Annotated in this window: 21 protein-coding genes and 1 tRNA gene; 16 read left to right on the top strand and 6 right to left on the bottom strand. The window is 56.3% G+C overall.

The window, feature by feature from the left end; all coding sequences use genetic code 11:
* Positions 1–8: 8 nt before the first annotated feature.
* The 5 genes from pfkA to H5U02_05100 all read right to left on the bottom strand — a co-directional run bounded on the left by pfkA (position 9) and on the right by H5U02_05100 (position 5,601).
* Positions 9–968: a 6-phosphofructokinase gene (pfkA, locus tag H5U02_05120; GenBank protein ID MBC7341815.1), complete on the bottom strand. Its 960-nt coding sequence runs from the start codon at positions 966–968 to the stop codon at positions 9–11.
* A 75-nt stretch (positions 969–1,043) separates the two neighbouring features.
* Complete coding sequence (locus tag H5U02_05115) at positions 1,044–1,253, bottom strand: glutamate decarboxylase (protein ID MBC7341814.1); 210 nt, start codon at positions 1,251–1,253, stop codon at positions 1,044–1,046.
* 39 nt (positions 1,254–1,292) lie between these two features.
* On the bottom strand, positions 1,293–1,523 hold the full coding sequence (gene mtrB, locus H5U02_05110) for a trp RNA-binding attenuation protein MtrB (protein ID MBC7341813.1): 231 nt from the start codon (positions 1,521–1,523) through the stop codon (positions 1,293–1,295).
* The gene (gene coaD, locus H5U02_05105) at positions 1,498–2,031 is read right to left on the bottom strand and encodes a pantetheine-phosphate adenylyltransferase (GenBank protein ID MBC7341812.1); all 534 of its coding nucleotides are present in this window, start codon (positions 2,029–2,031) and stop codon (positions 1,498–1,500) included. The genes mtrB and coaD overlap by 26 nt, the downstream gene beginning before the upstream one ends.
* Before the next feature lie 126 nt (positions 2,032–2,157).
* Positions 2,158–5,601, bottom strand: a complete 3,444-nt coding sequence (locus H5U02_05100; GenBank protein ID MBC7341811.1) for a DNA polymerase III subunit alpha — start codon at positions 5,599–5,601, stop codon at positions 2,158–2,160.
* Positions 5,602–5,852: 251 nt separating this feature from the next.
* On the opposite strand from H5U02_05100, the gene H5U02_05095 reads away from it, so the two are divergent.
* Entirely contained in the window at positions 5,853–6,275 is a 423-nt protein-coding gene (locus H5U02_05095) for a rubrerythrin family protein (protein MBC7341810.1), read from the top strand.
* A gap of 134 nt (positions 6,276–6,409) precedes the next feature.
* On the opposite strand, the gene H5U02_05090 is transcribed toward H5U02_05095, so the two are convergent.
* A tRNA-Pro gene (locus H5U02_05090) sits at positions 6,410–6,483 on the bottom strand.
* A gap of 229 nt (positions 6,484–6,712) precedes the next feature.
* Between H5U02_05090 and H5U02_05085 the strand changes: the two genes are divergently transcribed.
* The 15 genes from H5U02_05085 to H5U02_05015 form a co-directional block, all read left to right on the top strand.
* The gene (locus H5U02_05085) at positions 6,713–7,963 is read left to right on the top strand and encodes an ISAs1 family transposase (protein MBC7341809.1); all 1,251 of its coding nucleotides are present in this window, start codon (positions 6,713–6,715) and stop codon (positions 7,961–7,963) included.
* Entirely contained in the window at positions 7,938–8,372 is a 435-nt protein-coding gene (locus H5U02_05080) for an ISAs1 family transposase (protein MBC7341808.1), read from the top strand. Before H5U02_05085 ends, H5U02_05080 begins: the two co-directional genes overlap by 26 nt.
* Before the next feature lie 258 nt (positions 8,373–8,630).
* Complete coding sequence (locus tag H5U02_05075; GenBank protein MBC7341807.1) at positions 8,631–8,813, top strand: MoaD/ThiS family protein; 183 nt, start codon at positions 8,631–8,633, stop codon at positions 8,811–8,813.
* Between the two features lie 172 nt (positions 8,814–8,985).
* Positions 8,986–10,488, top strand: a complete 1,503-nt coding sequence (locus H5U02_05070; GenBank protein ID MBC7341806.1) for a sigma 54-interacting transcriptional regulator — start codon at positions 8,986–8,988, stop codon at positions 10,486–10,488.
* Positions 10,489–10,900: 412 nt separating this feature from the next.
* Positions 10,901–12,136 (top strand): aconitase X catalytic domain-containing protein, encoded by a 1,236-nt coding sequence (locus tag H5U02_05065; protein ID MBC7341805.1) that lies wholly within the window; start codon positions 10,901–10,903, stop codon positions 12,134–12,136.
* Entirely contained in the window at positions 12,136–12,552 is a 417-nt protein-coding gene (locus H5U02_05060) for a DUF126 domain-containing protein (protein MBC7341804.1), read from the top strand. Before H5U02_05065 ends, H5U02_05060 begins: the two co-directional genes overlap by 1 nt.
* Before the next feature lie 63 nt (positions 12,553–12,615).
* Positions 12,616–13,971: a hypothetical protein gene (locus H5U02_05055; GenBank protein MBC7341803.1), complete on the top strand. Its 1,356-nt coding sequence runs from the start codon at positions 12,616–12,618 to the stop codon at positions 13,969–13,971.
* 12 nt (positions 13,972–13,983) lie between these two features.
* Positions 13,984–14,208, top strand: coding sequence for a hypothetical protein (locus H5U02_05050; GenBank protein ID MBC7341802.1), 225 nt, complete (start codon positions 13,984–13,986; stop codon positions 14,206–14,208).
* A 624-nt stretch (positions 14,209–14,832) separates the two neighbouring features.
* Complete coding sequence (locus tag H5U02_05045; protein ID MBC7341801.1) at positions 14,833–15,294, top strand: Rrf2 family transcriptional regulator; 462 nt, start codon at positions 14,833–14,835, stop codon at positions 15,292–15,294.
* A gap of 28 nt (positions 15,295–15,322) precedes the next feature.
* Positions 15,323–15,973, top strand: a complete 651-nt coding sequence (locus H5U02_05040; protein MBC7341800.1) for a bifunctional precorrin-2 dehydrogenase/sirohydrochlorin ferrochelatase — start codon at positions 15,323–15,325, stop codon at positions 15,971–15,973.
* Complete coding sequence (locus tag H5U02_05035) at positions 15,942–17,264, top strand: glutamyl-tRNA reductase (protein MBC7341799.1); 1,323 nt, start codon at positions 15,942–15,944, stop codon at positions 17,262–17,264. Before H5U02_05040 ends, H5U02_05035 begins: the two co-directional genes overlap by 32 nt.
* A gap of 85 nt (positions 17,265–17,349) precedes the next feature.
* Positions 17,350–18,285 (top strand): hydroxymethylbilane synthase, encoded by a 936-nt coding sequence (gene hemC, locus H5U02_05030; protein ID MBC7341798.1) that lies wholly within the window; start codon positions 17,350–17,352, stop codon positions 18,283–18,285.
* Between the two features lie 208 nt (positions 18,286–18,493).
* Entirely contained in the window at positions 18,494–20,038 is a 1,545-nt protein-coding gene (gene cobA / locus H5U02_05025) for a uroporphyrinogen-III C-methyltransferase (GenBank protein ID MBC7341797.1), read from the top strand.
* A 31-nt stretch (positions 20,039–20,069) separates the two neighbouring features.
* On the top strand, positions 20,070–21,302 hold the full coding sequence (locus H5U02_05020; GenBank protein MBC7341796.1) for a radical SAM protein: 1,233 nt from the start codon (positions 20,070–20,072) through the stop codon (positions 21,300–21,302).
* The coding region (locus H5U02_05015; GenBank protein ID MBC7341795.1) for a porphobilinogen synthase at positions 21,286–21,494 on the top strand (209 nt) is incomplete at its 3' end. The genes H5U02_05020 and H5U02_05015, both read left to right, overlap by 17 nt.

Below are 21,494 nucleotides of genomic sequence, written 5' to 3'. Positions count from 1 at the left end.
GCCCCATCCTAAATGGAGAGGATGCCGGCCAATTCGTATTCTTCCATGCTGATACCCCTTCGCCCTGTAAGAACCGAAACCAAATCGTGGTCCACCACTTGCCCGCCCTGGATGCCAACCATGCGGTTACCCTTTCCCTCCACCAAAAGCTCTACCGCCCTGGCGCCCAGGAGGCTGCCCAAAAGTCGGTCAAATGCCGAGGGTGTACCCCCGCGCTGGATGTGGCCGAGGATGGTAACCCGGGTCTCCAAGTGGAGCCTAGCTTCAATGGCTTTGCCGATATCGATGGCACTGCCCACCCCTTCGGCCACCACAATGATGCTGTGCAGCTTTCCCCGCAAGCGGCCGCGCTCGATCTTGTCGGCCACCGCCTCCAGGTCAAACTCCACTTCCGGTATGAGGATGGATTCTGCGCCGCCAGCGATGCCCGCGGTCAAAGCGATCAGCCCCGAATGTCGGCCCATGACCTCAACAATGAAGACCCGCTCGTGGGAAGTAGCAGTATCGCGAATTTTGTTGATGGCCTCTACTACCGTATTGATACAGGTATCAAAGCCGATGGTGTAGTCGGTGCCGGGAATGTCATTATCGATGGTGCCAGGTACCCCCACCACCTTGATCCCGTGCTCGGCCAGCTTAAGCGCCCCGCGGAAGGAACCGTCCCCGCCGATGACCACTAAGCCCTCGATTCCCGCCTGCCGCAGCTGCTCCACTGCCTTTTCCTGGCCCTCGGGGGTCATAAATTCCTCCGACCGAGCCGTCAGCAGGATAGTCCCGCCCCGGTGAATGATATCGCTCACTGAACCGGCGTCCATCTCACAGAACTCACCGCAGATCAGGCCGGCAAAGCCGCGGGAGATACCGATCACCTTGAGGCCACTATAAATGGCGGTGCGTACCACCGCTCGGATGGCGGCGTTCATCCCCGGCGCATCGCCGCCGCTGGTCAAGACTCCTATGGTCTGCAAAGTCCGCTCCACTCCTTCAAGGCCCGCCCCTCACCCCTTAAGCCTCTCCGGCCATGGTCAAGGCCGAGCCCCGCCCTAGGGTAACCGCTGCCCGCCCATGGCGGCGTTGATGATCTCATTGGCCTCCTCGGCCTCGGATTCTGGCACCAAGATTTCTACCGATGCTTGGGGCAGGGCCAGCCCTCCCACTGGCCGCAACTTTACCATTAGACCTTCTCGAGTAAGAATCTCCTTTAGATTCTCTGCTATTTTTGTATTGGCAGCGATATAGACCACCGTCCACATCCTGCTGGCCCCCTTAGATTAGCCATACTGCCTACATACTTAAGTTCCTGATTCCAGGGTGCCGTGCTTGGTCATTATCTGCGCCCGCCCTCTAATCTTGATGGCAGAAGTGTGCTCGGTGAACTGGGCAATCATTACCTCTCCCCGATCCAGCTTCTCGGAATGGTGAAATCGGGTTTCCGGCCCTCTGGTCATGCCAAAGATGGTTACCCCGTTTTCCAAGGCCTTAATGATGATAAAATCGCTAAAGGCTCCCCAGCGGTTGTTCATCTCCTCCATTAACCCCACCCCCTGCTCGTGGGACTACTTTTTTTGCTTTCAGCGCCTTTTCTACTTCCTTGGGAACCAATCCTTCAATGCAACCACCCAAGGCTGCCACCTGCTTGATGATGCTTGAGCTCAAAAATGAGTATTCGTTCGTGGTCATCAAAAAGACGGTTTCCACCTCCGGCGCCAGCTTTTTGTTCATCATAGATAGCTGAAACTCGTATTCAAAATCAGAAACAGCCCTCAACCCCCGGATCACGGCAGTAGCTCCCTTGCGGCGGACGAAGTCTACCAGCAGTCCAGAGAAGCCCTCTACTTCCACATTATCCAGATGTAGGGTAACCCGCTTAACCAGATCTATCCTCTCTTCCAGGCTGAACAGGTTGAGCTTATAGTTATCCACCGCCACGCCGATAACCACTCGCTCGAACAGCTTGGCGCCGCGGCAGATAATGTCCAAGTGGCCATTGGTAATGGGATCAAAGGTGCCCGGGTATACGGCAACTGTCATTTTAGACCTCCTCGGTCAGTGGGTAATAGTTAGCTAGTTCCACTCACTGGCCTATTATCCTGCTTGCCCACCAGTTACTTAGGCTTCCGGAAACCTATATCCATGCCTCAGTGCCCTCGGCGCGTTCTACGCCCCCACCTTCACCTCATTCAACAGCTGGACTTGGCCCGCCCCCAAAATCGCCTCCAATCTCTGGATCAGGTCAGCCTGGGGATTGACCCAGTAGCGGCTATCCACCAACAAGGCCCGGTTGCCCCGGCCTACCACCATGTAAACGCTGGTTTGGCCGGGATAGCTTTCCAAAGCCGCCTTTACGGAAGCCAAACAGAGCTTCATGTCCTGCGTGGGCTGGAAAGTTAAACAAAGCCTCTTTACACCTTTGGCCTGACCTAGTGGCGATACCTCTTCCGCTATCACCCGCGCCCGGTCCTCCTGCAAGCTAAGCCGGCCATTTACCAGTATGGCCTTTTCTTTTTCTATAATTTCCATGAATCTGGGATAGAGCTTGGGAAATACCAGCACCTCCAGGGCCCCAGTGGTGTCCTCCAGAGTCACATAGGCCATCATCTCGCCTTTTTTGGTTACTGCCTTGCGGAGGGCACCTACCACTCCCCCTACGGTCAGCATGGCACCATCCTGGTGGTGTTCCACCTCGGCCAAGGCACAGGAGGTATTGGCAGAAAGTATATCTCGGTACTCCGCCGCCGGATGCCCGCTGATGTAAAAGCCCACCGTCTCCTTTTCCATCTCCAAAAGCTGAGAGGCCGGAAACTCGGGAACATCAGGCACCGGTACTTCCTCAAACTGGCTAGCAGCCTCCTGGCCTCCCCCTAGGTCAAACAAAGACATCTGGCCGTTGGCCTTCTCCTCCTTGATGCGATTAGCCGCCTCCATGCTGGCGTCAATCATGGCCAGAAGCTGGGATCGGGCTAGCCCCAAGGAATTAAAAGCCCCACAACGTATCAGGCTCTCCAAGACCCGGTGGTTCACTAATCTGGTATCTACCCGGGAACAAAAATCAACTAGAGAAGTAAACTTCCCTCCACTTTCCCGGGCCTCGATGATATCGCTAATGGCCGCCCGGCCCACGTTCTTCACCGCCGCCAGCCCGAAACGGATTATATCGCCGTGGACGCTAAAGTTGGTCATACTTTCGTTTACGTCGGGGGGAAGGACCTCGATCCCCATCCGACGGCATTCTTCGATGTAAACCGGCACCCGATCCTGGGTATCCATAACGCTGGTGAGCAACGAAGCCATAAACTCCACCGGGTAATGGGCCTTGAGGTACGCAGTCTGGTAAGCAATGAAGGCGTATGCCGCCGAGTGGCTCTTGTTGAATCCATAGCCGGCAAAGTAGGCCATCAGATCAAAGATTTCTCCGGCAACCTGGCCCTTTACTCCCCGGCTCTCCGCCCCTTTTATAAAGTTTTCCCTTTGGGCAGCAATGATCTCTGGCTTCTTCTTCCCCATAGCCCGGCGCAGGAGGTCGGCTTGGCCCAAGGTGAACCCAGCTAGCTCGCTGGCGATGCGCATTACCTGTTCTTGGTAGAGGATGACTCCATAGGTATCTTGCAGGATGGGGGCCAGGGCCGGGTGCAGGTATTCCACTTTGGTTACCCCATGCTTGCGGTTGATAAAATCCTCCACCATGCCGCTACCTAAAGGTCCGGGCCGATACAAAGCTACCAGGGCCACCAAGTCGTCGAACCGCTCCGGCTTGAGGTTCTTGAGTATCCCCTTCATGCCCGAAGATTCTAGCTGGAACACCCCGGTGGTCTCCGCCTTGGTAAGGAGTTCGTAAGTTTTTTTATCATCTAAGGGCAGCTTGAGCATGTCGGGCGGCTCTTTGCCGTTGGCGCGAATGAGGTCTAAAGCATCGCGGATGACGGTGAGGGTCCTTAAGCCTAGCACGTCCATTTTTAGAAGGCCTAGCTCCTCCACCGTGGTCATGGGAAACTGGGTGGTGATGCCGCTATCGTTGGTCTTCTGCAAGGGCAAATAATGGGTGAGGGGTTCCTTGGATATTACCACCCCAGCCGCGTGGGTGGAAGCGTGTCGGGGCATGCCTTCCAGGGAACGGGCGTTATCAATGATCTGCTTGACCGTATAGTCTTCTTCATAAGCCTGTTTGAGCTCGGGGCTAATCTCCAAAGCCCGGTCCAGGCTCATGCCGATATCGGCAGGTATTAACTTGGCGATGCGATCAACTTCCCCGTAGGGTATATTCATCACCCGCCCCACATCCCGCACCGCCGCCCGGGCTGCCATGGTCCCAAAGGTGATAATTTGGGCTACATGGTCCTCACCGTATTTCTGCACCAGGTAATCGATAACTTCCCCGCGCCTTTCAAAACAGAAGTCGGTGTCGATGTCGGGCATGGTCACCCGCTCGGGGTTTAAGAATCTCTCGAACAGCAATCCATTGGCCAAGGGATCGATGTTGGTGATGCCTAAGGTATAGGCCACCAAGCTCCCGGCCGCTGAACCCCGGCCCGGCCCCACCTGAATACCGGCCCGGCGAGCGAAGTGGACCATGTCCCAGACGATAAGGAAGTAGCCGGAAAAGCCCATCTGCTTAATGATGCTGAGCTCGTATTCTAGCCGCTCGCGGGCCTTAGCCGGGGGCGGATCCCCATAGCGCTCCCTAAGCCCTTCCCAACAGAGCTTCTCCAGGTAAGTATCCAGGCTGTAGCCTTCTGGAACTTGATAAATGGGGAGGTGGAGCTTGCCAAATTCAAACTCCAGGTGGCAGCGCTCGGCTATCTCCACCGTGCGCTGGGCTTCCTCCGGGTAATCAGGCACCAGGGCATACATTTCCTCAGCCGGCTTGAGATAGAACTCATCGGTAGGGAAGCGCAGGCGATTAGTATCGGATAGCACCTTGCCGGTCTGGATGCAGAGCAGAATATCGTGGACGGAAGCGTTTTCCTTGCGGATGTAATGGGCATCATTGGTGATTACCGTGCTAAGGCCCAGATCTCTGGCAATCTCGCGGATCATGGGGTTGATCCGCTTCTGCTCCTCCATGCCGTGATCTTGAATTTCTAAAAAGAAGTGCTCAGGCCCAAATATATCCCGGTACTTAGCCGCTTGGGATCGGGCTTGCTCCTTTTGCCCAGCCAGCAATAGGTGGGGGATTTCCCCCGCTAGGCAAGCACTTAAGGCAATCAGCCCCTGGTGGTGCTGGGACAAAAGCTCTAGGTCTACCCTGGGCTTATAGTAAAAGCCCTCGATAAAAGCCTGGGAAACCATCTTGACTAAGTTGCGGTAACCCTCCTGGTTTTCCGCCAATAACACCAGGTGGTATTGGTTATCATCCTTGCCCGGCTCCCGATCAAACCGGGTCCGGGTGGCCACATAAACCTCGCAGCCAATGATGGGCTTGATGCCGGCCTGCTTAGCCCGCTTATAAAAATCGATCACCCCGTACATCACCCCGTGGTCAGTGATGGCCAGGGCCGGCATCTCGAGCTCCTCGGCCGCTTTGACCAAGTCCGGCAAGCGGCAGGCACCATCCAAAAGGCTGTATTCGGTGTGAACATGTAGGTGGACGAAAGGTCTCGCCATCGTCTCTCCCCTTTTCGCTACTAAGCTTAGGACCTTAGCCGGTGTCCTAAACGTGGCTTGCGGATCAACAACCCGGACACGGCTAGGACGAACTGGTCCCCCTCTCTCCCAGCCCCCGTTGGAAAAAGTTCGCTCCCATTTATCCATTTCCTTCTCCAAAAATTTTTAGGAATGGGTATTGACTTCCCAGAAGATGCTAATATAATAGAGAATGCAATTAATAATGATTCTCAATAAGGAGGGGCTACATAATGGAGCTGGTTAACGAGAATAAGTTGGCAGTAGCTAAGGGTACTGAAGTTGAAGGAGCAGTAGAGGGTAACTTTAAAGGCGAAACCTCTGAGGTAGGGCTGTATTTGGCCATGGCCAGGCAGGCCCAGCGGGAAGGTTACCCGGAGATAGCTCAGGTGCTGGAAAGCATTGCCTGGGATGAAGCTTGGCACGCCGCTCACTTTGCCGAGCTTAACGGCCTGATTTCAGCTAGCACCAAGGAAAATATCGAAAGGATGCTAGAAGGCGAGATCAAAGCTAACAAAGGTAAGCGCGAGGCTGCCGTCAAGGCCAAGGAAATCGGCCTGGATCCTGCCCACGATTTCTTCGATGAGTCCTCCCGGGACGAGGGCCGCCATGCCCGCGCCCTGCAAGGGCTCTTGGACCGCTACTTCAAGGAATAAAGTCCCGAAGAGTTCTCGATTGGGAGCAAAAAGCAAGACTTACCGGGCTGGAGACGCTATGGATGGCGGCCTCCAGCCCTTTACATCAGCCTAGAACCTGATGGTAGGCCATATGAGAAAGTACAATTATGGGGTCGGGATGGGGGGATTTGAACCCCCGACCTCTTGGTCCCGAACCAAGCGCGCTGCCAAGCTGCGCTACATCCCGACGGGCGGACACACTTATATTATAGAGCCCAAGCACCATTCCGTCAAAGCCTTTCCGGCTCTTTCCAGGGCTCCGTCAAAGTCAAAAATACCACCCGCCCCATGAATGAGGGAAAATTTATCTGGTTTTCTTCCTCTTTGCGATCTATAATCATCTCATGAAGATTAACCTTGACTCTCTGGTGGTAAGACCGATCACGACCGGGGAAGAAAACACCTGGGACGAATTAATGGCCACTCACCATTACCTGGGGTTTCGCGCTTTGGTGGGCGAATCCTTGAAATACGTGGCCCAAACCCCGGAGGGGAAGTGGGTGGCCCTTTTGGGGTGGGGATGCGCCGCTTTTAAAAGCCGCCACCGGGACGCCTGGATCGGCTGGTCCGAAGAGCAGAAGGAAAAAAGGCTGAAGTTTATCGTCAACAACCAGCGCTTTCTAGTCCTCCCCGGCTGTTCCGTACCCAACCTGGCCTCGAAGGTCCTGGCCGAAAACACAGGACGGCTTTCAAGAGACTGGCGGGAGATTCACGGCCACCCGGTTCTGGTGGCGGAAACCTTCGTCGATCACCACCGGTTCGCCGGGACCTGCTACCGGGCCGCCGGGTGGCTCCCCCTGGGGAAGACGAGCGGCTACGGCAAAAACGCCAGGGTGTACTACTACCACGGGCAGACGAAAACAATCTTTGTCCTTCCCCTGCACAAAAAGGCCCGGCAGATTTTGTCCGCCCCGTTCTTGCCGCCAGAACTAAACGGAGGGGAAAAGGCGTTGGTCGATCTGAACACGGCTTGTCTTCCCGGGCTTTTAGAACACTTGGCCACCGTTTCCGACCCCCGCAAAAAGCGGGGGATCCGCCATCCCCAGGCATCCATCCTGGCGGTGGCCGTATGTGCCCTCCTGTCCGGGGCGAAAAGTTTTGTCGCCATTGGGGAGTGGGCGGCCGGCCTTCCCCAGGATATTTTAAGGCGCCTGGGCTGCCGGTACAGCCCGCGGTTGAAAAGATACGTCCCTCCCAGCGAACCGACTTTGCGCCGGATGCTCCAGTCCGTGGACGCCCAGGAGGTGGACCAGGCGGTCGGCATCTGGCTGTTTTCCCAAGGCCGAAACGGCCAGGCAGTTGCCGTTGACGGTAAGACCCTGCGGGGTTCGAAGGGGGCCGATAAAAAGCCCGTTTACCTGGTGGCCGCCTTTTTGCAGAAAGAGAAAATCGTTATCGGCCAGCGGGAGGTAGATCAGAAGACCAACGAAATCGCTGCCTTTCGCCCCCTTTTGGAGCCCCTTCCTCTCGAAGGAAAGGTGGTTACCGCCGATGCCCTCCACACTCAGGCGGAAAACGCACGCTTTGTGGTGGAGACCAAGAAAGCCGACTACCTCTTCCCGGTAAAGCAGAACCAAAGGAATCTTTACCAGGCAATCAAAGACCTGGCCGAGGAGGATTTTTCCCCCTCCGTACACAACGGTGGACAAAGGCCACGGACGGGTTGAGAAGCGCACCATCCAAACTTCCACCGTGCTCAACGACTACCTGAACTTCCCTTACGTCCGGCAGGTCATCCGGATTAAAAGGGTCTTTAGCGGTCTTAACGGGGAAAACCCCCGCGCCGAAATCTGCTTTTGGGTCACCAGCTTATCTTTAGAAAAGGCGGACAACAAGCGTCTTTTGGAGCTGGCCCGCGGGCACTGGAGCATCGAAAACTCCCTGCACTGGGTAAGGGACGTCACTTTTGACGAAGATCGCTCCCAAATCCGTACCGGGTCTGGTCCCCGGGTTTTTGCCTCCTTGCGCAACCTGGCGATCAGCCTGCTCCGTTTGAAAGGAGTGCAGAATATTGCCGCGGGCTTAAGGGAGTTGGCCTGGAATAAAGGATACGCCGCGGCGCTGATTGATGCTTGAAATGAATATCTTCACCTTTGCTTCCCCTTATGGTTAAATCTTTTCCTTTGGTCGGCTTTTGAGCAGCTCCTCTTCGGTTTGCTTTTTTGTGGTAAGTTTCCGGCGTAACAAAAAATGAGTAGTCCTTTTTGGTCGGTCGGCTAAATCTTTTAGCTGAGGGAAGTGGTTATTTTTTTAGGGACTTTGACGATCCCGTGAGAGAAGGCGCCCTTTTTGGGCTGAAAAACGGAGGCTCTTGATGCGGCCTAGTTCTTAAGGTTGGTTTCAATAAGGTCAGTCCTTACAAAGGTCGAAATATATGGGGGAAGGAGGGACGGTTCTTTCCAGCCGGATATTACCGTCTTAGTAAACGGCCGCAATATCCAGTTCTTGCAAGGGATGGCTACGCCGCTTAATCCCGATGATGAAGTCACCTTGATTCCACCTGTGGCTGGGGGATGAAAATTAATGCAGGAGTTTGCGAAACATTTCACGAAATCATCTTAGGCAACCCTCTTAAGCCTGATTCGGACGATATACTTAACCTAATCAGATTGAGCCGTAACCGTGGCCTACATAGTGGTTGGGTCAACCGATGGCCTGAGGGATTTATGGCTGAAAGGGGAGATTACCTGTGGACGGAGGGCAGGTTTCTCCTAAGCGGTTCAAGCGAGCCCTTAAGGCCCAAGCTATGAAATCAACTTTACCTTCGCGTGAATTGGTAGAGTTAGTACTCGACCAGCTGGATGGTGCCCTGATCGTAGATGCCCAGGCCCGGGTAGTACTGATTACGCCGCGCTATGCTGATTTCCTGGGGGTGGACCCGCGGGCTTGCGTAGGCTTGCCGGTGGATAAAGTTATCCCCAATACCCGTATGGATGTGGTCATTCGCACCGGTCAGCCCGAGATTGCGGATATTTGGGAAGTCAAGGGGCAAACGGTGGTGGTGAGCCGAATACCGATCTACAAAGATGGCAAGGTGATCGGAGCAGCTGCCTTTAGTGTTTTCCGGGGGTTGGATCAAGCCCGAGATTTTGCCCGCCGGTTGCGTCGCCTAGATGCGGAATTAGGCTATTACCGGGAGGAGCTGCGGCGCATTCGTGGAGCCAAGTATAGCTTCAATCACATTGTTGGCCGGTCGGACTGCTTGCGGCAAGCGGTGACCATGGCCAAGCTGGCAGCGCGAAATAATTCCACAGTGCTGCTGCTGGGCGAGACTGGCACTGGAAAGGAGCTATTTGCCCACGCCATTCACCAGGAGAGCCCGCGCCGGTACGGGCCCTTCATCCGGGTCAACTGTGCCGCCATTCCGGCTGAGCTGATGGAAGCCGAGCTCTTCGGTTATGAAGAGGGTGCTTTTACCGGGGCCAGAAAGGGAGGAAAGCCCGGTAAGTTTGAGCTGGCCCACCAGGGAACATTGTTCCTGGACGAAGTGGAGGAGCTGCCCCTGCCGCTGCAGGCCAAGTTGCTGCGGGCGCTCCAGGATATGGAGATTGACAGGGTGGGGGGCCTTCACCCCAAACCAGTGGATGTGCGCGTTATTGCTGCTAGCAACGACGACCTATCTCGGTTGGTGAAGGAAAAGCGATTTCGGCCCGACCTCTACTACCGCCTGGCAGTAGTGACCATCGAAATACCTCCTTTGCGCCAACGGCCTGAAGACATCCCTTTGTTGGCAGAAGCTATCCTAGCCCGACTCAATCAAGAGATGGGGGTCAATGTCCAAGCCATTAGCCCGGAGGCCCTGGATTTACTCAGAGCCTATTCCTGGCCCGGAAACGTCCGGGAAATGGAGAATATCCTACAGCGAGTGCTCAACGTGGTTAGCACGGGCGAGATAACCTGTCAGGACCTCATTGCCCTTGCTCCTAGGTTGAAACCACCGGCGGATATGCTCCCAGGACCGGGCAGTGCCGAACCGGCAAAGGGTAACCTTGGTAGTCCTGGCAGCAGCCCTAAGCCGGGGGCCTGGCTTGAGTCTACTACCTTAGATTTACGCAGGTCGCGGAAGGAGGCAGAGCGCCAGGCCATCGGGCAGGCCCTGGAGATGGCGGGCGGCAATAAATCCCGGGCAGCCGCGCTCTTAGGAGTGCACCGTTCTGTCCTCTACCGCAAAATCAAACGTTACCACCTCTAGTTCCGTGTGGCTTTAGAGCGACACTGTCGCTTTTGAACTACACTTTGCTGTTGCCTTTAGGCTACTTGCAATTCTTGATCATGCTTCTCTTGCCGGCCAATCTTCATGATTTCCAACCGTGTTTATCGCTGGCATCTTTTTTGCTCTCCGCTTAAAGCAGAAGGGCAATGATGAATTGGCTGGATAGCACAGCTGAAGGCCTTTGGTGCATTGACCAGGCAGCTGGCCAGAGCTGAGGAACGCCTAGGTGGCGAAGCGGTGACGTATGAGCTAGCGCTTGGGAAGATAAGGGGGTGAGTGCCGGAGCAGAAGCTAGCAAAAGTGCCGGAGAAGATGGGCGGAGCTTAATTGGGCCTAGTTGAATTGGAGTAGGATGCGGGGAGCTAAGCAAGGCTGGAAAGGGGGAAGGGAAATGGAGCTTTCGCCGGAGCAGTTGGCGATTCTCCAAGGAAACCAGGGGCCGGTCAAGGCAATGATGATGCATCAACTGGTGCAGCTGGGTCAGGCTATGGAAGCCAAACGGCTGGTACCCATCTCTAACGCCCATGCCATTCTTACCGGAGGAGGTAAACTGTTGAGCATGCTGCCGGAGGACGCAGCTGCCAAGCAGGCCTTGCAGATGGACATGGTGGCCGGGACCCGGGTGGCAGTTAAGACCACGGTTCAGTCTGGCACCGTAGACCTGGAACAAATTGACTACTTGGGCATACCCGAAGAGGCGGCCACGGTGGAGAGGAAGCTTCTCCATGAAGGCAGCCAGTCCGGGTTTGAGGTCACTTGGACCTGCACTCCTTACTTGGTGGGCAACGTTCCTTCGCAAGGGGAGGTCCTGGCCTGGACTGAATCCTCAGCTGTGCTTTATGCCAACTCTATGCTGGGAGCACGTACCAACCGCAATGGGATTAGTGCCATAGCTGCAGCGGTGACTGGATGGGTGCCGGAATATGGGATGCTGCTGGATGGGTGCCGTAAAGCTCAGATTCTGGTGGAAGTAACGGTGCCGTTGGTGGACGAGATGCACTGGGGAGCCCTGGGCTATTTTACCGGCGATCGGGCCGGCCTGAAAGTACCCGTTTTTACCGGGTTGCCGTCTCCGACCTTGGAACAAGTGAAGCAGCTTTGCGCGGCCTTAGCCACTAGCGGGGGCATGTCTATGTTTCACATAGTTGGAGTTACCCCGGAAGCTCCCGACTTGGAAGCGGCTTTGGGTAACCATGAGCCTCTGGCACAATATACTTTTGGATCTCAGGAGCTTCAAGAAACCATCGACCGAATGCGCCAAGTTAGCGGCAAGGATATCGATCACGCGGTATTGGGCTGTCCCCATGCCACCCTATATGAAGTCGAGCGGGCGGCCCGCTTGCTCAGGGGAAAACGCCTGCCCTCAGGGGTCAAGGTCTGGATCTGGACGCCTTTTGCCTTGAAAGAGGTAGCCTGTCGCCTAGGCTACGTCGACGCTATCGAAGGTGCTGGCGGAAAGGTATTGTCGGATTCTTGCCCCTTGGCTGGGCTCTTTAGTGGTGGCACTCGCATGGTTACCAATTCCTTCAAGATGGCCCATTATTCGCGAGCCATGCTGGGCAATGAGGTCTATATCGCCGATTGGCGTAGCTGCCTAGAAGCGGCCTTAGAAGGGAGGTTACCTTAGTGCCAACCATCATTAAGTTGCAGGGGAAGGGGAGAGTAAAGGGAGTGGCTGAGGGAGAGGCTCTGGTCTGCAGGGAACGGATTTCCTTCTGGGGTGGCTTCAACCCCTTCACCGGCCAGATCGTGGAGATTGGCCACCCCCTGCATGGGCAGAGCGTCAAGGGTAAGGTCCTGGTGTTCATCTCCAGTAAAGGGTCCACTGCGGGGAGCACTGTGGTCAGTTTGGCGGGGTTGTTAGGCAACGTTCCTGCCGCCATGATCAACAGCGAGATCGACGACCTAGCCGTGCAAAGCTGTATTGCCTGCGGTTTGCCTTTGATCAGCGATCTGGATGCTGATCCCTTCGAGGCCATTGCTACCGGTGACTATGTGCGAGTGGATGGCGAGAAAGGAACGGTGGAAGTAACCAAAGAGTAGCCTAAGAGTTGGGCGAAAACTGCTTAGGTGCTCAAGAGTCTAAACTGAAGGAGGCTAAGCTATATGGGTCTGCTAGAGCGGATAAGTGCTTGGGATCCCAAGGAGATTGCAGCCCGACCGGAGATCAAGGAACTTTGGCGTAAAGGTTTATTTTGGTGCTTAGCCCACCGGCGATCCTTTAAGTATCCTATGGGAATCAAGTTGCCCCAGGATGCCTTCTTCGAATACGAACCACGGGATCTAGTTCCTATTAGCGATGAGGAGATAGCTATTCTCTGCTGGGCAGCGGCTGGAACCAACGGCATCATTCGCAACGACCTGAGCTACATTCAGGGTGCAACCATCCACCCCTGGTTTGAGGGCCGGGTCTATCCCAGCGCTTGCAACGTCTGGTATGTGCACTTGATCTTCTGTACCGATGACGGCATCTATCGCTACGTACCCCATGTACCTGCCCAACCGGTGGAGATCCAAGGGGAAGAAGATCTCTGGAAGATCTTCCAAGCTTTTAAGGACGGGGTAAGGCAGATTTCTAACCAGCCAATCCGCATTCCGGAACAATCGCCGGCAGCCTGGAAGCTGACTGCTCCCTTTATCTTTAAACCGGGCACGGTAATGTTCATCCCGGTGGCCGACCTCACCACCGAATACATCAATTTGATTTTCTACCTGTCTGATGCCGAACGCTACATTTTCATCGATGATATCAAAGGCGAGGGTCGCCCGGCCGGGATTGAGAAATGGGTAAAAAGCGGGTATTTAAATGGAGTCAAGGCGCCGCTAACTATGATTGAAACCGTGGTCCCGCCGGTGATCTATTCCAGCGCCGCTTTCATGATCCAGAACCTCCAGCTGGCCCAAGCCGCCATGGGCCTAGGAGGCTATCCCCTGGGGGGATACCAGTCCATAATCGTCATGGGCGCCACGCCGGTAATGCGAGGCCTGGGCTTCCGCTTCAACCTGGATAAGCGCGGGGTTCCTTACCCGGTAGGCATCGATGGCCACGTGCACGGGCACCTGCCACCTTATATGGACCTGGATGCTGCCGTCGAGGACCTTTGGAATGTCCGCTACCAGCCTGGGTACGGCCGTTATAGCCCGGATGTCCCTGACGGCGCCAAAGTCAAGTACCCCGGTTTTGATCCTGAGCCCCGGGAGGTGTACCGCCCCTTTAAGGACGTAGACAAGTACCTGCAAACGGCCATAAAGCAATCCCCCGAAGCAGTGGAGATTGCCAAGGCAGCGGTGCACTACATCTGGGATACTTATGGCCGGCTTCCCGCCCTAGCCGACTCGTTCATTGCGCCCAATATCGTTCAGATCTCTCATGTGGACGTCAAGTTCTATGAAAAGTACAGCAAAGAAGGGAGCGTCTGGGACGAGCATTATCGCCACTTTGAGGTCTGGCACCGAGGCTAAGGGGGAGATGGTATGGCCCTGGTTAAATCTCCTGCCGGGGATATGACCCTGGACATCAAGGGGTTGGAACGGCGCGGAAATAACTTGGTTATGATTGCCACCTTGGGCATGTGGGATAGTGAGGTATACATGCCTGCTGAGGAATTGTGGGCGGTAGCCAAGAAGGCGTTCAAAGCCAGCATTCTCGGCTTTCTAATCACAGTTCCGTTTCGCGCCCGAGGGAAGGGCAGATCGTAATTAGTTCGAGAAGCAAAGGGGATAAAGCGGGGGTTGTCGCCGGTGTTCATTTGGGGTAACCCCCGCCCTGCTAAAGGTGCTTCCGAAGCGTTTCCCCTACGGGGCGCTGGCGCCCGCTCCGGATTGGCTCGCCAGCAATCCGTATGGCTCCCCTTTCATCCCTCGGCGCCCAGCACACAACCAACCTAAGACTACAACCCCGTAAATGGCTTGCCGTGGACCCCGAACCCGAGTCAATGAGTTGAGCGCTGGGCGGCCAATTCGACAGCCCATCTCAGTGGTCGGCTTCGGACCTTCATCTTGCTATCACCAGCACAGCTATCCTTCCAATTGGGCAGCTCTCGGTATCACTGAGAGAATGCTTCAGGACGTTAAAATAAGTTTTGCAGATTAGGAGGGAAAATTGCTTTAGTATGTAATATAATATAAGAAGTTGGACCAACTTTATCCACTTTCGCTGAGGTAGCCCTTGTGCCACATAAGTACAAGCTTCTGAAAGTTTAGGGTTAGGTGCTGGGTGCCGGAGCCTGAGCTGCGGCTCCAGGTGGCTCTGCGCAGGTTTACGGAGCGGAGGAACAGCGGGCCAGCCAGCGAAGAGTAAATATATTTCCGGAGGAGTGCGCTTTGCAGCTTACACGTCAAGGGGATTACGCCGTCAGGGCGGTGCTGGATTTAGCCATTCGTGATTTATATGAAGGGCCAGGCACGCTACAGGCGAGCCAGCAGGTAGCCCAGCGCCAGGGTATACCCAAGGCGTTTCTCAACAAGATCATTCAGGCCTTGGTGCGAGCCGGTATCCTGGAGACCTTGCGGGGAGCCATGGGGGGCATTCGCCTTGCCCGCCCCGCCAAGGAGATTACCCTCCGCCATATAATTGAGGCGGTGGAAGGAACTATAGCTTTGAACCGGTGCCTAATCGGACCCTTAAGTTGCGATCGGATGGAGGGCTGCCCGGTTCATCCCATTTGGATTCGGGCTCAAGAGGCGTTCTTGCGGGAGTTGGAGCAGGTGACCCTTGAAGATATCGCCCGGCAGGTGGCCGGCGTCCCCGAGGCCAAGGCCAGCGAGGCTTCCCTTGAGCTGTAATCAACCTTGAACCGGGTGGTGCAAGACTTTGCCGGAAGCGTGGTACCCCGTATGGCTAAACTTGAGCGGCCAACTGTGCTTGGTAGTGGGTGGGGGGCAGGTGGCCTACCGGAAGGTACAAGGGTTGCTAGCCTGCGGAGCTCGGGTGCGAGTTGCCGGCCCTGAGCTAGCGCCGGAGCTCAACAGTTTGGCCGACCAAGGGAAGATTGCTGCTACTTACCAGCCTTATTCCTCAAATGACCTGGAGGGAGTCTTGTTGGCCATTGCTGCCACTGATAACCAGGAAGTTAACCAACGGGTTAGCCGGGAGGCGCTGAGCCGTGGTATACTAGTTAACATAGTGGACCAGCCGCAAGCAGGCAACTTTATCGTCCCTTCGGTGGTCCGCTGTGGGGACCTAGTTTTTGGTATCAGCACCGGAGGCCAAAGTCCATTCTTGGCACGTTTGATCCGGCAGGAACTTGAACAGCTATATGGGCCGGAGGTAAGGAAGCTGCTTTTGCGCCTAACCCAATTGCGCCAGCAGCTGAAGGCAAAAGTGGCCACCAGCCAAGAGCGGCAGAAGATCTGGGAGCAGTTGTTGGATTTGGAGCTTCTATCGTGGGCTCGCCAGGGCCAATGGGAAAATGTGGAGGAGCGGATTCGCAGTGCAGTTCCTCTGTCTGGGCCTGAACCATAGGACGGCACCGCTGGCGGTGCGGGAAGGGTTATACCTTGCCGCCGAAGAACTGCCGGCCAAGCTGAAAGAATTGGTGGCTGCCCCGGGGGTGGATGGCGCCGTAATCCTTTCTACGTGCAATCGATTTGAACTTTATGTGGAACAGTCTGCCCCGGTGCTAACTACGCTCCATGCCTGGCTCAAGCGCTTTAACCGCGGGAGTACCATTGATCCCAGCCATACTTACTGTTACCAAGGGCGGTCGGCTATAAACCATCTCCTGGAAGTGGCCTGCGGCCTCGACTCCATGGTCAAGGGCGAACCACAGATCCTGGGGCAGGTACGCCAAGCTTACGATATTGCTCGGGAGGCGGGCACAGTAACTCCCGGGCTCAACATCCTGTTTCAGCAGGCGCTGATGGTGGGCAAGAAAGTGCGCACCGTCACCGGAATCAACCGGCGGGCTGTCTCGGTTAGTTATGCGGCGGTGGAGCTAGCCCGCTCCTGTTTAGGGGATCTAAGGGGCCGGTCGGTGCTACTGGTAGGGGCGGGTAAGATGAGCGAGCTGGCGGCCGGCTACCTAGTTGACCATGGGGTGAGCACGGTTCTAGTTTCAAACCGGTGCTATAACCGAGCCGCGGAGCTGGCCCGCAAATTTGCTGGGGAAGCCGTTCATTTCTCCGATTTGTACCAGTACATGACTAGGGCAGATGTGGTGCTGTCCAGCACCGCGGCTAGCCACTATGTTATTCACCCAACCCAAGTAGCTGAAGTTATGCGGCAGCGCTCCTATCGCTCTTTACTCTTCATCGATATTGCTGTCCCTCGGGATGTGGATCCGGAAGTAGCCAATATTCCCGGTACTAAGGTATATACCATCGACGACCTGCAAGGAGTAGTGCAGGAGAATTTGGCTCAACGTGAAAAGCAGGCGGATGAGGCCCGAAAGCTGATCGCTCAAGAAGGAGAGCGAATAGTGGAGTGGTTACGTTCCCGCACGGTGGTGCCTACTATAAGGGCGCTGCGGGAGCGGGCCGAACGCATCAAAGAAGAGGAAGTAGAGCGAGCCCTGCGGCGGTTGGGTGGGGGCGAACGGGAGAGAAAGATCGTTCAGTCCTTGGGATCATCCATTATCCATCGGTTGCTGCATGCGCCGACGGTAAACCTCAAGGCGCAAGCATCGAGGGATCAAGATCTGACTGCGGCTGAGCAGTATGCTCGAGTATTGCGGGATCTATTTGGCTTAGAAGCTTCCTACCCAGACTTGCCAGCGAAGGCGAAAGATGAGATAAGGGTTCGAAGCAAGAAGTAGCATAAATGCCCTGCGCATCCAAGCTGCATAAGCAAGTGAAAGAAACCAACCGGGAGGATGCTAGGGCAAGATGGGAGAGCGATAGATGGCGGTAGGTTCAAGGTCGGAGTTGATAATCGGCACCAGGGGGAGCGCCTTGGCCCGGGCGCAAGCAGCCTGGGTGCGCGAGCAGCTGACCCGACTCTACCCCGAGTGCCCTTGTTCCATTAGGGAGATTAAAACCACCGGCGATCGCTGGGGCGACGTGGCCCTCAGCTCCATCGAAGGGAAAGGCATATTTGTAAAAGAGCTGGAAGAGGCCCTGCTGGCAGGAGAAATCCATTTGGCGGTCCATAGCATCAAGGACCTGCCCAGCCAGCTTCCCGATGGTCTTGTCTTAGGGGCCATTACAGTTCGGGAAGATCCTCGCGACGTCTGGATTAGCAGAGCTGGCCGGAGCCTAGCCGCAGTACCAGCGGGGGCGCGGATTGGTACTTCTAGCCTGCGGCGCCGGGCCCAGCTGCTTAACTGGCGGCGGGACTTGGTGGTGGAAAATCTGCGGGGCAATTTGGATACTAGGTTGCGCAAACTGGAAGCTGACGATTGGCAGGGCATCGTAGTAGCCAAGGCGGGGTTACTCCGTTTGGGCTTGGCTGGCCGGATCACTGAGGTGCTGCCGCTGGGGCTGATGGTGCCAGCGGCCGGGCAGGGCGCCTTGGGCATCGAGGTTCGTGGCGATAACGCGGCTGTGAAAGAAATGGTAGCAAAGCTTAACCACCCTCCAAGCGCGGCCGCAGTAAGGGCGGAGCGCGCCTTTTTAAAGGCGATAGGCGGTGGCTGCCGGGTTCCGGTAGGATGCTTGGCCGAGGTACGTGGCGACCAGATTCAGGCAGTGGCAGTAGTAGCTGATCCTGAGGGACAGAAACTTCTTCGAGCCCAAAGGGAAGGCTCAATTTCCCAGCCTGAAGCCTTGGGCAAGGAGTTGGCCCAGCAAATGCTGGATCAGGGGGCAAGCCAGATTCTTGCCGCCTGCCGTTTTTGAAGGCGCTCCTCATGCGGCTAAGCCGCACCACCAGGCAACAGACAGCCAAGTCCGGGACGCTGTACCGCCCAGCACTCAAATCGAGGACGCAGGTGTGGAGTTCAACCAGACCAGATGGCAAAGGCCTTGACCAGTGGTAGTGGGCCGACGGTTGAGTGCTGGGTGGCTCGAGTGGAAGGAACTGGTTTTGAAGGAGAAAGGGAACGGCATGGGAAAAGTCTTTTTGGTGGGAGCTGGTCCTGGCGATGTGGGGCTTATGACCCTTAAGGCTAGGGCTTGCCTGCAGGAAGCCCAAATTATTGTCCTAGACCGCCTGGTCAATGCCCAAGCGTTGCTCTGGGCCAATCCGACGGCCGAGCTGGTCTATGCTGGCAAGTCGCCCCACGGCCACGCTCTCACCCAAGAGGAGATTAACCGCCTGCTGGTGGAGGAAGCACGAGCGGGAAAGACGGTGGTCCGGCTTAAGGGCGGAGACCCTTTGGTTTTGGGCCGGGGCGGCGAGGAGGCAGAAGCGCTGGCGGCGGCCGGGATTGCTTTTGAAATCGTACCCGGAGTTACATCGGCGGTGGCTGTGCCTGCCTATGCCGGTATTCCCGTGACCCACCGGAACTGGGCCTCAGCAGTTACCATAGTTACCGGCAACGAGGACCCCTCCAAAGCATCTGATCTCGACTGGGAGGCATTGGCGCGCGGATCGCGGACCCTGGTGTTTCTCATGGGCGTGCACAACCTGGTGGCTATTACCGAGCGGCTCAAGCAAGCGGGCATGAGCCCAGAAGTAGCGGCGGCGCTGATTCAATGGGGAACCCGGTGCGAGGAAAAAATGGCCCTGGGGACCCTGGCCAACCTAGCTGAAAAAGCAGAAGCCATGGGCATAGCCAATCCTGCCGTATTAGTGGTGGGTGAAGTGGTGCGGCTGGCGCCAGCCTTAAATTGGCGGCACCGCTTGCCCCTTAGGGGGTACCGGCTCATGGTTACCCGCCCCTTACACCAAGCCTGGAGCCTGGCCCGCCGGCTGGCTTTGCTGGGAGCCGAACCTTGGATCTTCCCGGCTGTGGAAATCGACCCCCTGCCGGCGGCTGAACGGCTGTGGGAGCAGCTAACCGGGGAGGATTGGCTGGTTTTTACCAGTGCCAATGGAGTCGAAGTTTTTCTCGGTCGGTGCCGAACTGCCCACGGTCAGGATATCCGGCGCTTGGCAGGGATTAGGCTGGCGGCCATCGGGCCAGCCACAGCCGCCAAGCTCAGGGATTACGGGCTAAACGTGGATTTAGTAGCGCCAGAATACCGGAGCGAAGCCTTGGCCCAGGCGTTAATTACGGCTGGAGTCAGGGGCAAGAAGGTTTTCTTGGCCCGGGCCCAGGAGGGGCGGCCGGTGCTGGCGGAGAACCTTAGGGCAGCCGGTGCCCGGGTGGAGGAAGTACCTCTGTACCGGGTAGCGGCGCCGGCGCTAACCCCTATTCGTCGGGAATTGGCGCGGCAAACCCGGCAGCTTTTACAAGAGAAGCGAGTCCATGCTATTACCTTTACCAGCCCATCTGCATGGAATTACCTACCGGCGGCCCTGGGCTTGGATGGCCCGGCGTCCTTAGTTGAGCTGCTTGAACACGGCCAAGTGGCCGTGGGGGCCATTGGCCCGATCACGGCTTCGGCCCTTAAGGCAGCGGGTTTGAAGGTCGATTTCCAAGCTCAAGTTTATACGGAGGAGGGCCTTGTCTCCGCCTTGCTCCAATTCCTGCAGCAGCCCTCTTAGCTTTGGGGCATATAAGGGAGTTTGACTTAACATGTTGAACCTTAACCGATTATGGCGAGGGGAAGGTGAATTGAGGGCCGGGGCAGCAGACTTAGGCGATCGGCTCCGCTACCAGGCCCAGTCCCAAGATAATCCCCAAGGCACCCGGCCCGGCTGGGGGCCGGTAGTAGTATGGAACCTAACCCAGCGCTGCAACTTAGCTTGCCGGCATTGCTATGCCGGGACTGAGGCTGGAGCCATGCGGCCTTGGCCAGGTCCTAATACCGCTGAGGCCCGAGCCATCATCGATCAGCTAGCCGACTTTCGGGTACCGGTCATTCTTTTTTCTGGCGGTGAACCCCTTACCCGGCCTGACCTGCTGGAGTTGGCCAGTTATGCGGTTGGCCGGGGCCTGCATGTTACCATTTCTACCAATGGTACCTTGATCACTGAGGAGATGGCCCAGGCATTTAAAGAAGTTGGCATCGGCTATGTCGGGGTAAGCTTAGATGGCTTAGAAGCCACTAACGACTTTTTCCGGGGAACGCCGGGGGCATTTGCGGCGGCGCTGGAGGGCATCCGCCATTGTCTGGAGGCAGGCCAGAGGGTAGGGCTACGATTTACCCTGACCCGCTACAACTATGCCGATTTGCCCGGTATCTTTGCCCTGGTGGAAGCGGAAGGCATTCCCCGGGTCTGCTTTTATCACTTGGTGTATTCGGGCCGGGGTAGCCACCTGCGAGAGCAGGATCTGAGCGCGGCCGAGACCCGAAGGGCCGTGGACTTGATCTGGGAATGGGCGGTCAAGGGCGAGCAATCCGGCCAGGAACGGGAAGTGCTGTTGGTAGATAATCATGCCGACGCGGTTTACCTCTATCTCAAGCTAAAAGCTTCTTATCCCGAGCGGGCCGAGCGGGCATTGCCCTTGCTTTGCCGCAACGGTGGCAATCGTAGCGGCATGGCTATTGCTTGTATCGATTGGGAAGGGAATGTACACCCCGACCAGTTTACCATGAACCATACCCTAGGAAACATCAAACAAAAGCCGTTTGGGGAGATCTGGTCGGGAAACCACCCCCTGTTGGTCGGCTTGAGAGACCGTAAGCCCCGTCTCCGGGGCCGCTGTGGCCGGTGCCGTTGGCTTTTCCTCTGCAACGGCAATTTTCGTGCTCGGGCGGAGGCGGCTACTGGGGACTTCTGGGAGTCGGACCCGGCTTGCTACCTTACCGACGAAGAGATTGGCCTGAAAGAGCGGAGGGGATCTGATGATGGCTGTGAGCTTTAGTAGTCCTGGTTTTCCCTACCGGCGCCAGCGCCGGCTCCGGCAAAACCCGGTTTTGCGCCAGATGGTGCGGGAAACAGAACTCAATCCAAGTGATCTGATTTATCCTTTGTTTGTAACCTACGGTCAGGATAAGATCGAACCGGTGCCTTCGTTGCCGGGAATAAGCCGGTATTCGGTGGATCGATTGCTGCC

The organism is Clostridia bacterium, assembly GCA_014360065.1.
Classification (GTDB): domain Bacteria; phylum Bacillota; class DSM-521; order Neomoorellales; family JACIYF01; genus JACIYF01.
Note: the sequence above shows the minus strand (reverse complement) of the source record. Positions and strands in the feature narration are given on the sequence as shown.

Coding starts and splice junctions, on each gene's coding strand:
- H5U02_05100 (MBC7341811.1), bottom strand. CDS start 5,601: ATGGCGAGACCTTTCGTCCACCTACATGTTCACACCGAATACAGCCTT.
- H5U02_05065 (MBC7341805.1), top strand. CDS start 10,901: ATGGAGCTTTCGCCGGAGCAGTTGGCGATTCTCCAAGGAAACCAGGGG.
- H5U02_05020 (MBC7341796.1), top strand. CDS start 20,070: ATGTTGAACCTTAACCGATTATGGCGAGGGGAAGGTGAATTGAGGGCC.
- H5U02_05115 (MBC7341814.1), bottom strand. CDS start 1,253: ATGTGGACGGTGGTCTATATCGCTGCCAATACAAAAATAGCAGAGAAT.
- H5U02_05050 (MBC7341802.1), top strand. CDS start 13,984: ATGGCCCTGGTTAAATCTCCTGCCGGGGATATGACCCTGGACATCAAG.
- H5U02_05055 (MBC7341803.1), top strand. CDS start 12,616: ATGGGTCTGCTAGAGCGGATAAGTGCTTGGGATCCCAAGGAGATTGCA.
- H5U02_05085 (MBC7341809.1), top strand. CDS start 6,713: ATGGCCACTCACCATTACCTGGGGTTTCGCGCTTTGGTGGGCGAATCC.
- cobA (MBC7341797.1), top strand. CDS start 18,494: ATGGGAAAAGTCTTTTTGGTGGGAGCTGGTCCTGGCGATGTGGGGCTT.
- mtrB (MBC7341813.1), bottom strand. CDS start 1,523: ATGAACAACCGCTGGGGAGCCTTTAGCGATTTTATCATCATTAAGGCC.
- H5U02_05095 (MBC7341810.1), top strand. CDS start 5,853: ATGGAGCTGGTTAACGAGAATAAGTTGGCAGTAGCTAAGGGTACTGAA.
- hemC (MBC7341798.1), top strand. CDS start 17,350: ATGGCGGTAGGTTCAAGGTCGGAGTTGATAATCGGCACCAGGGGGAGC.
- coaD (MBC7341812.1), bottom strand. CDS start 2,031: ATGACAGTTGCCGTATACCCGGGCACCTTTGATCCCATTACCAATGGC.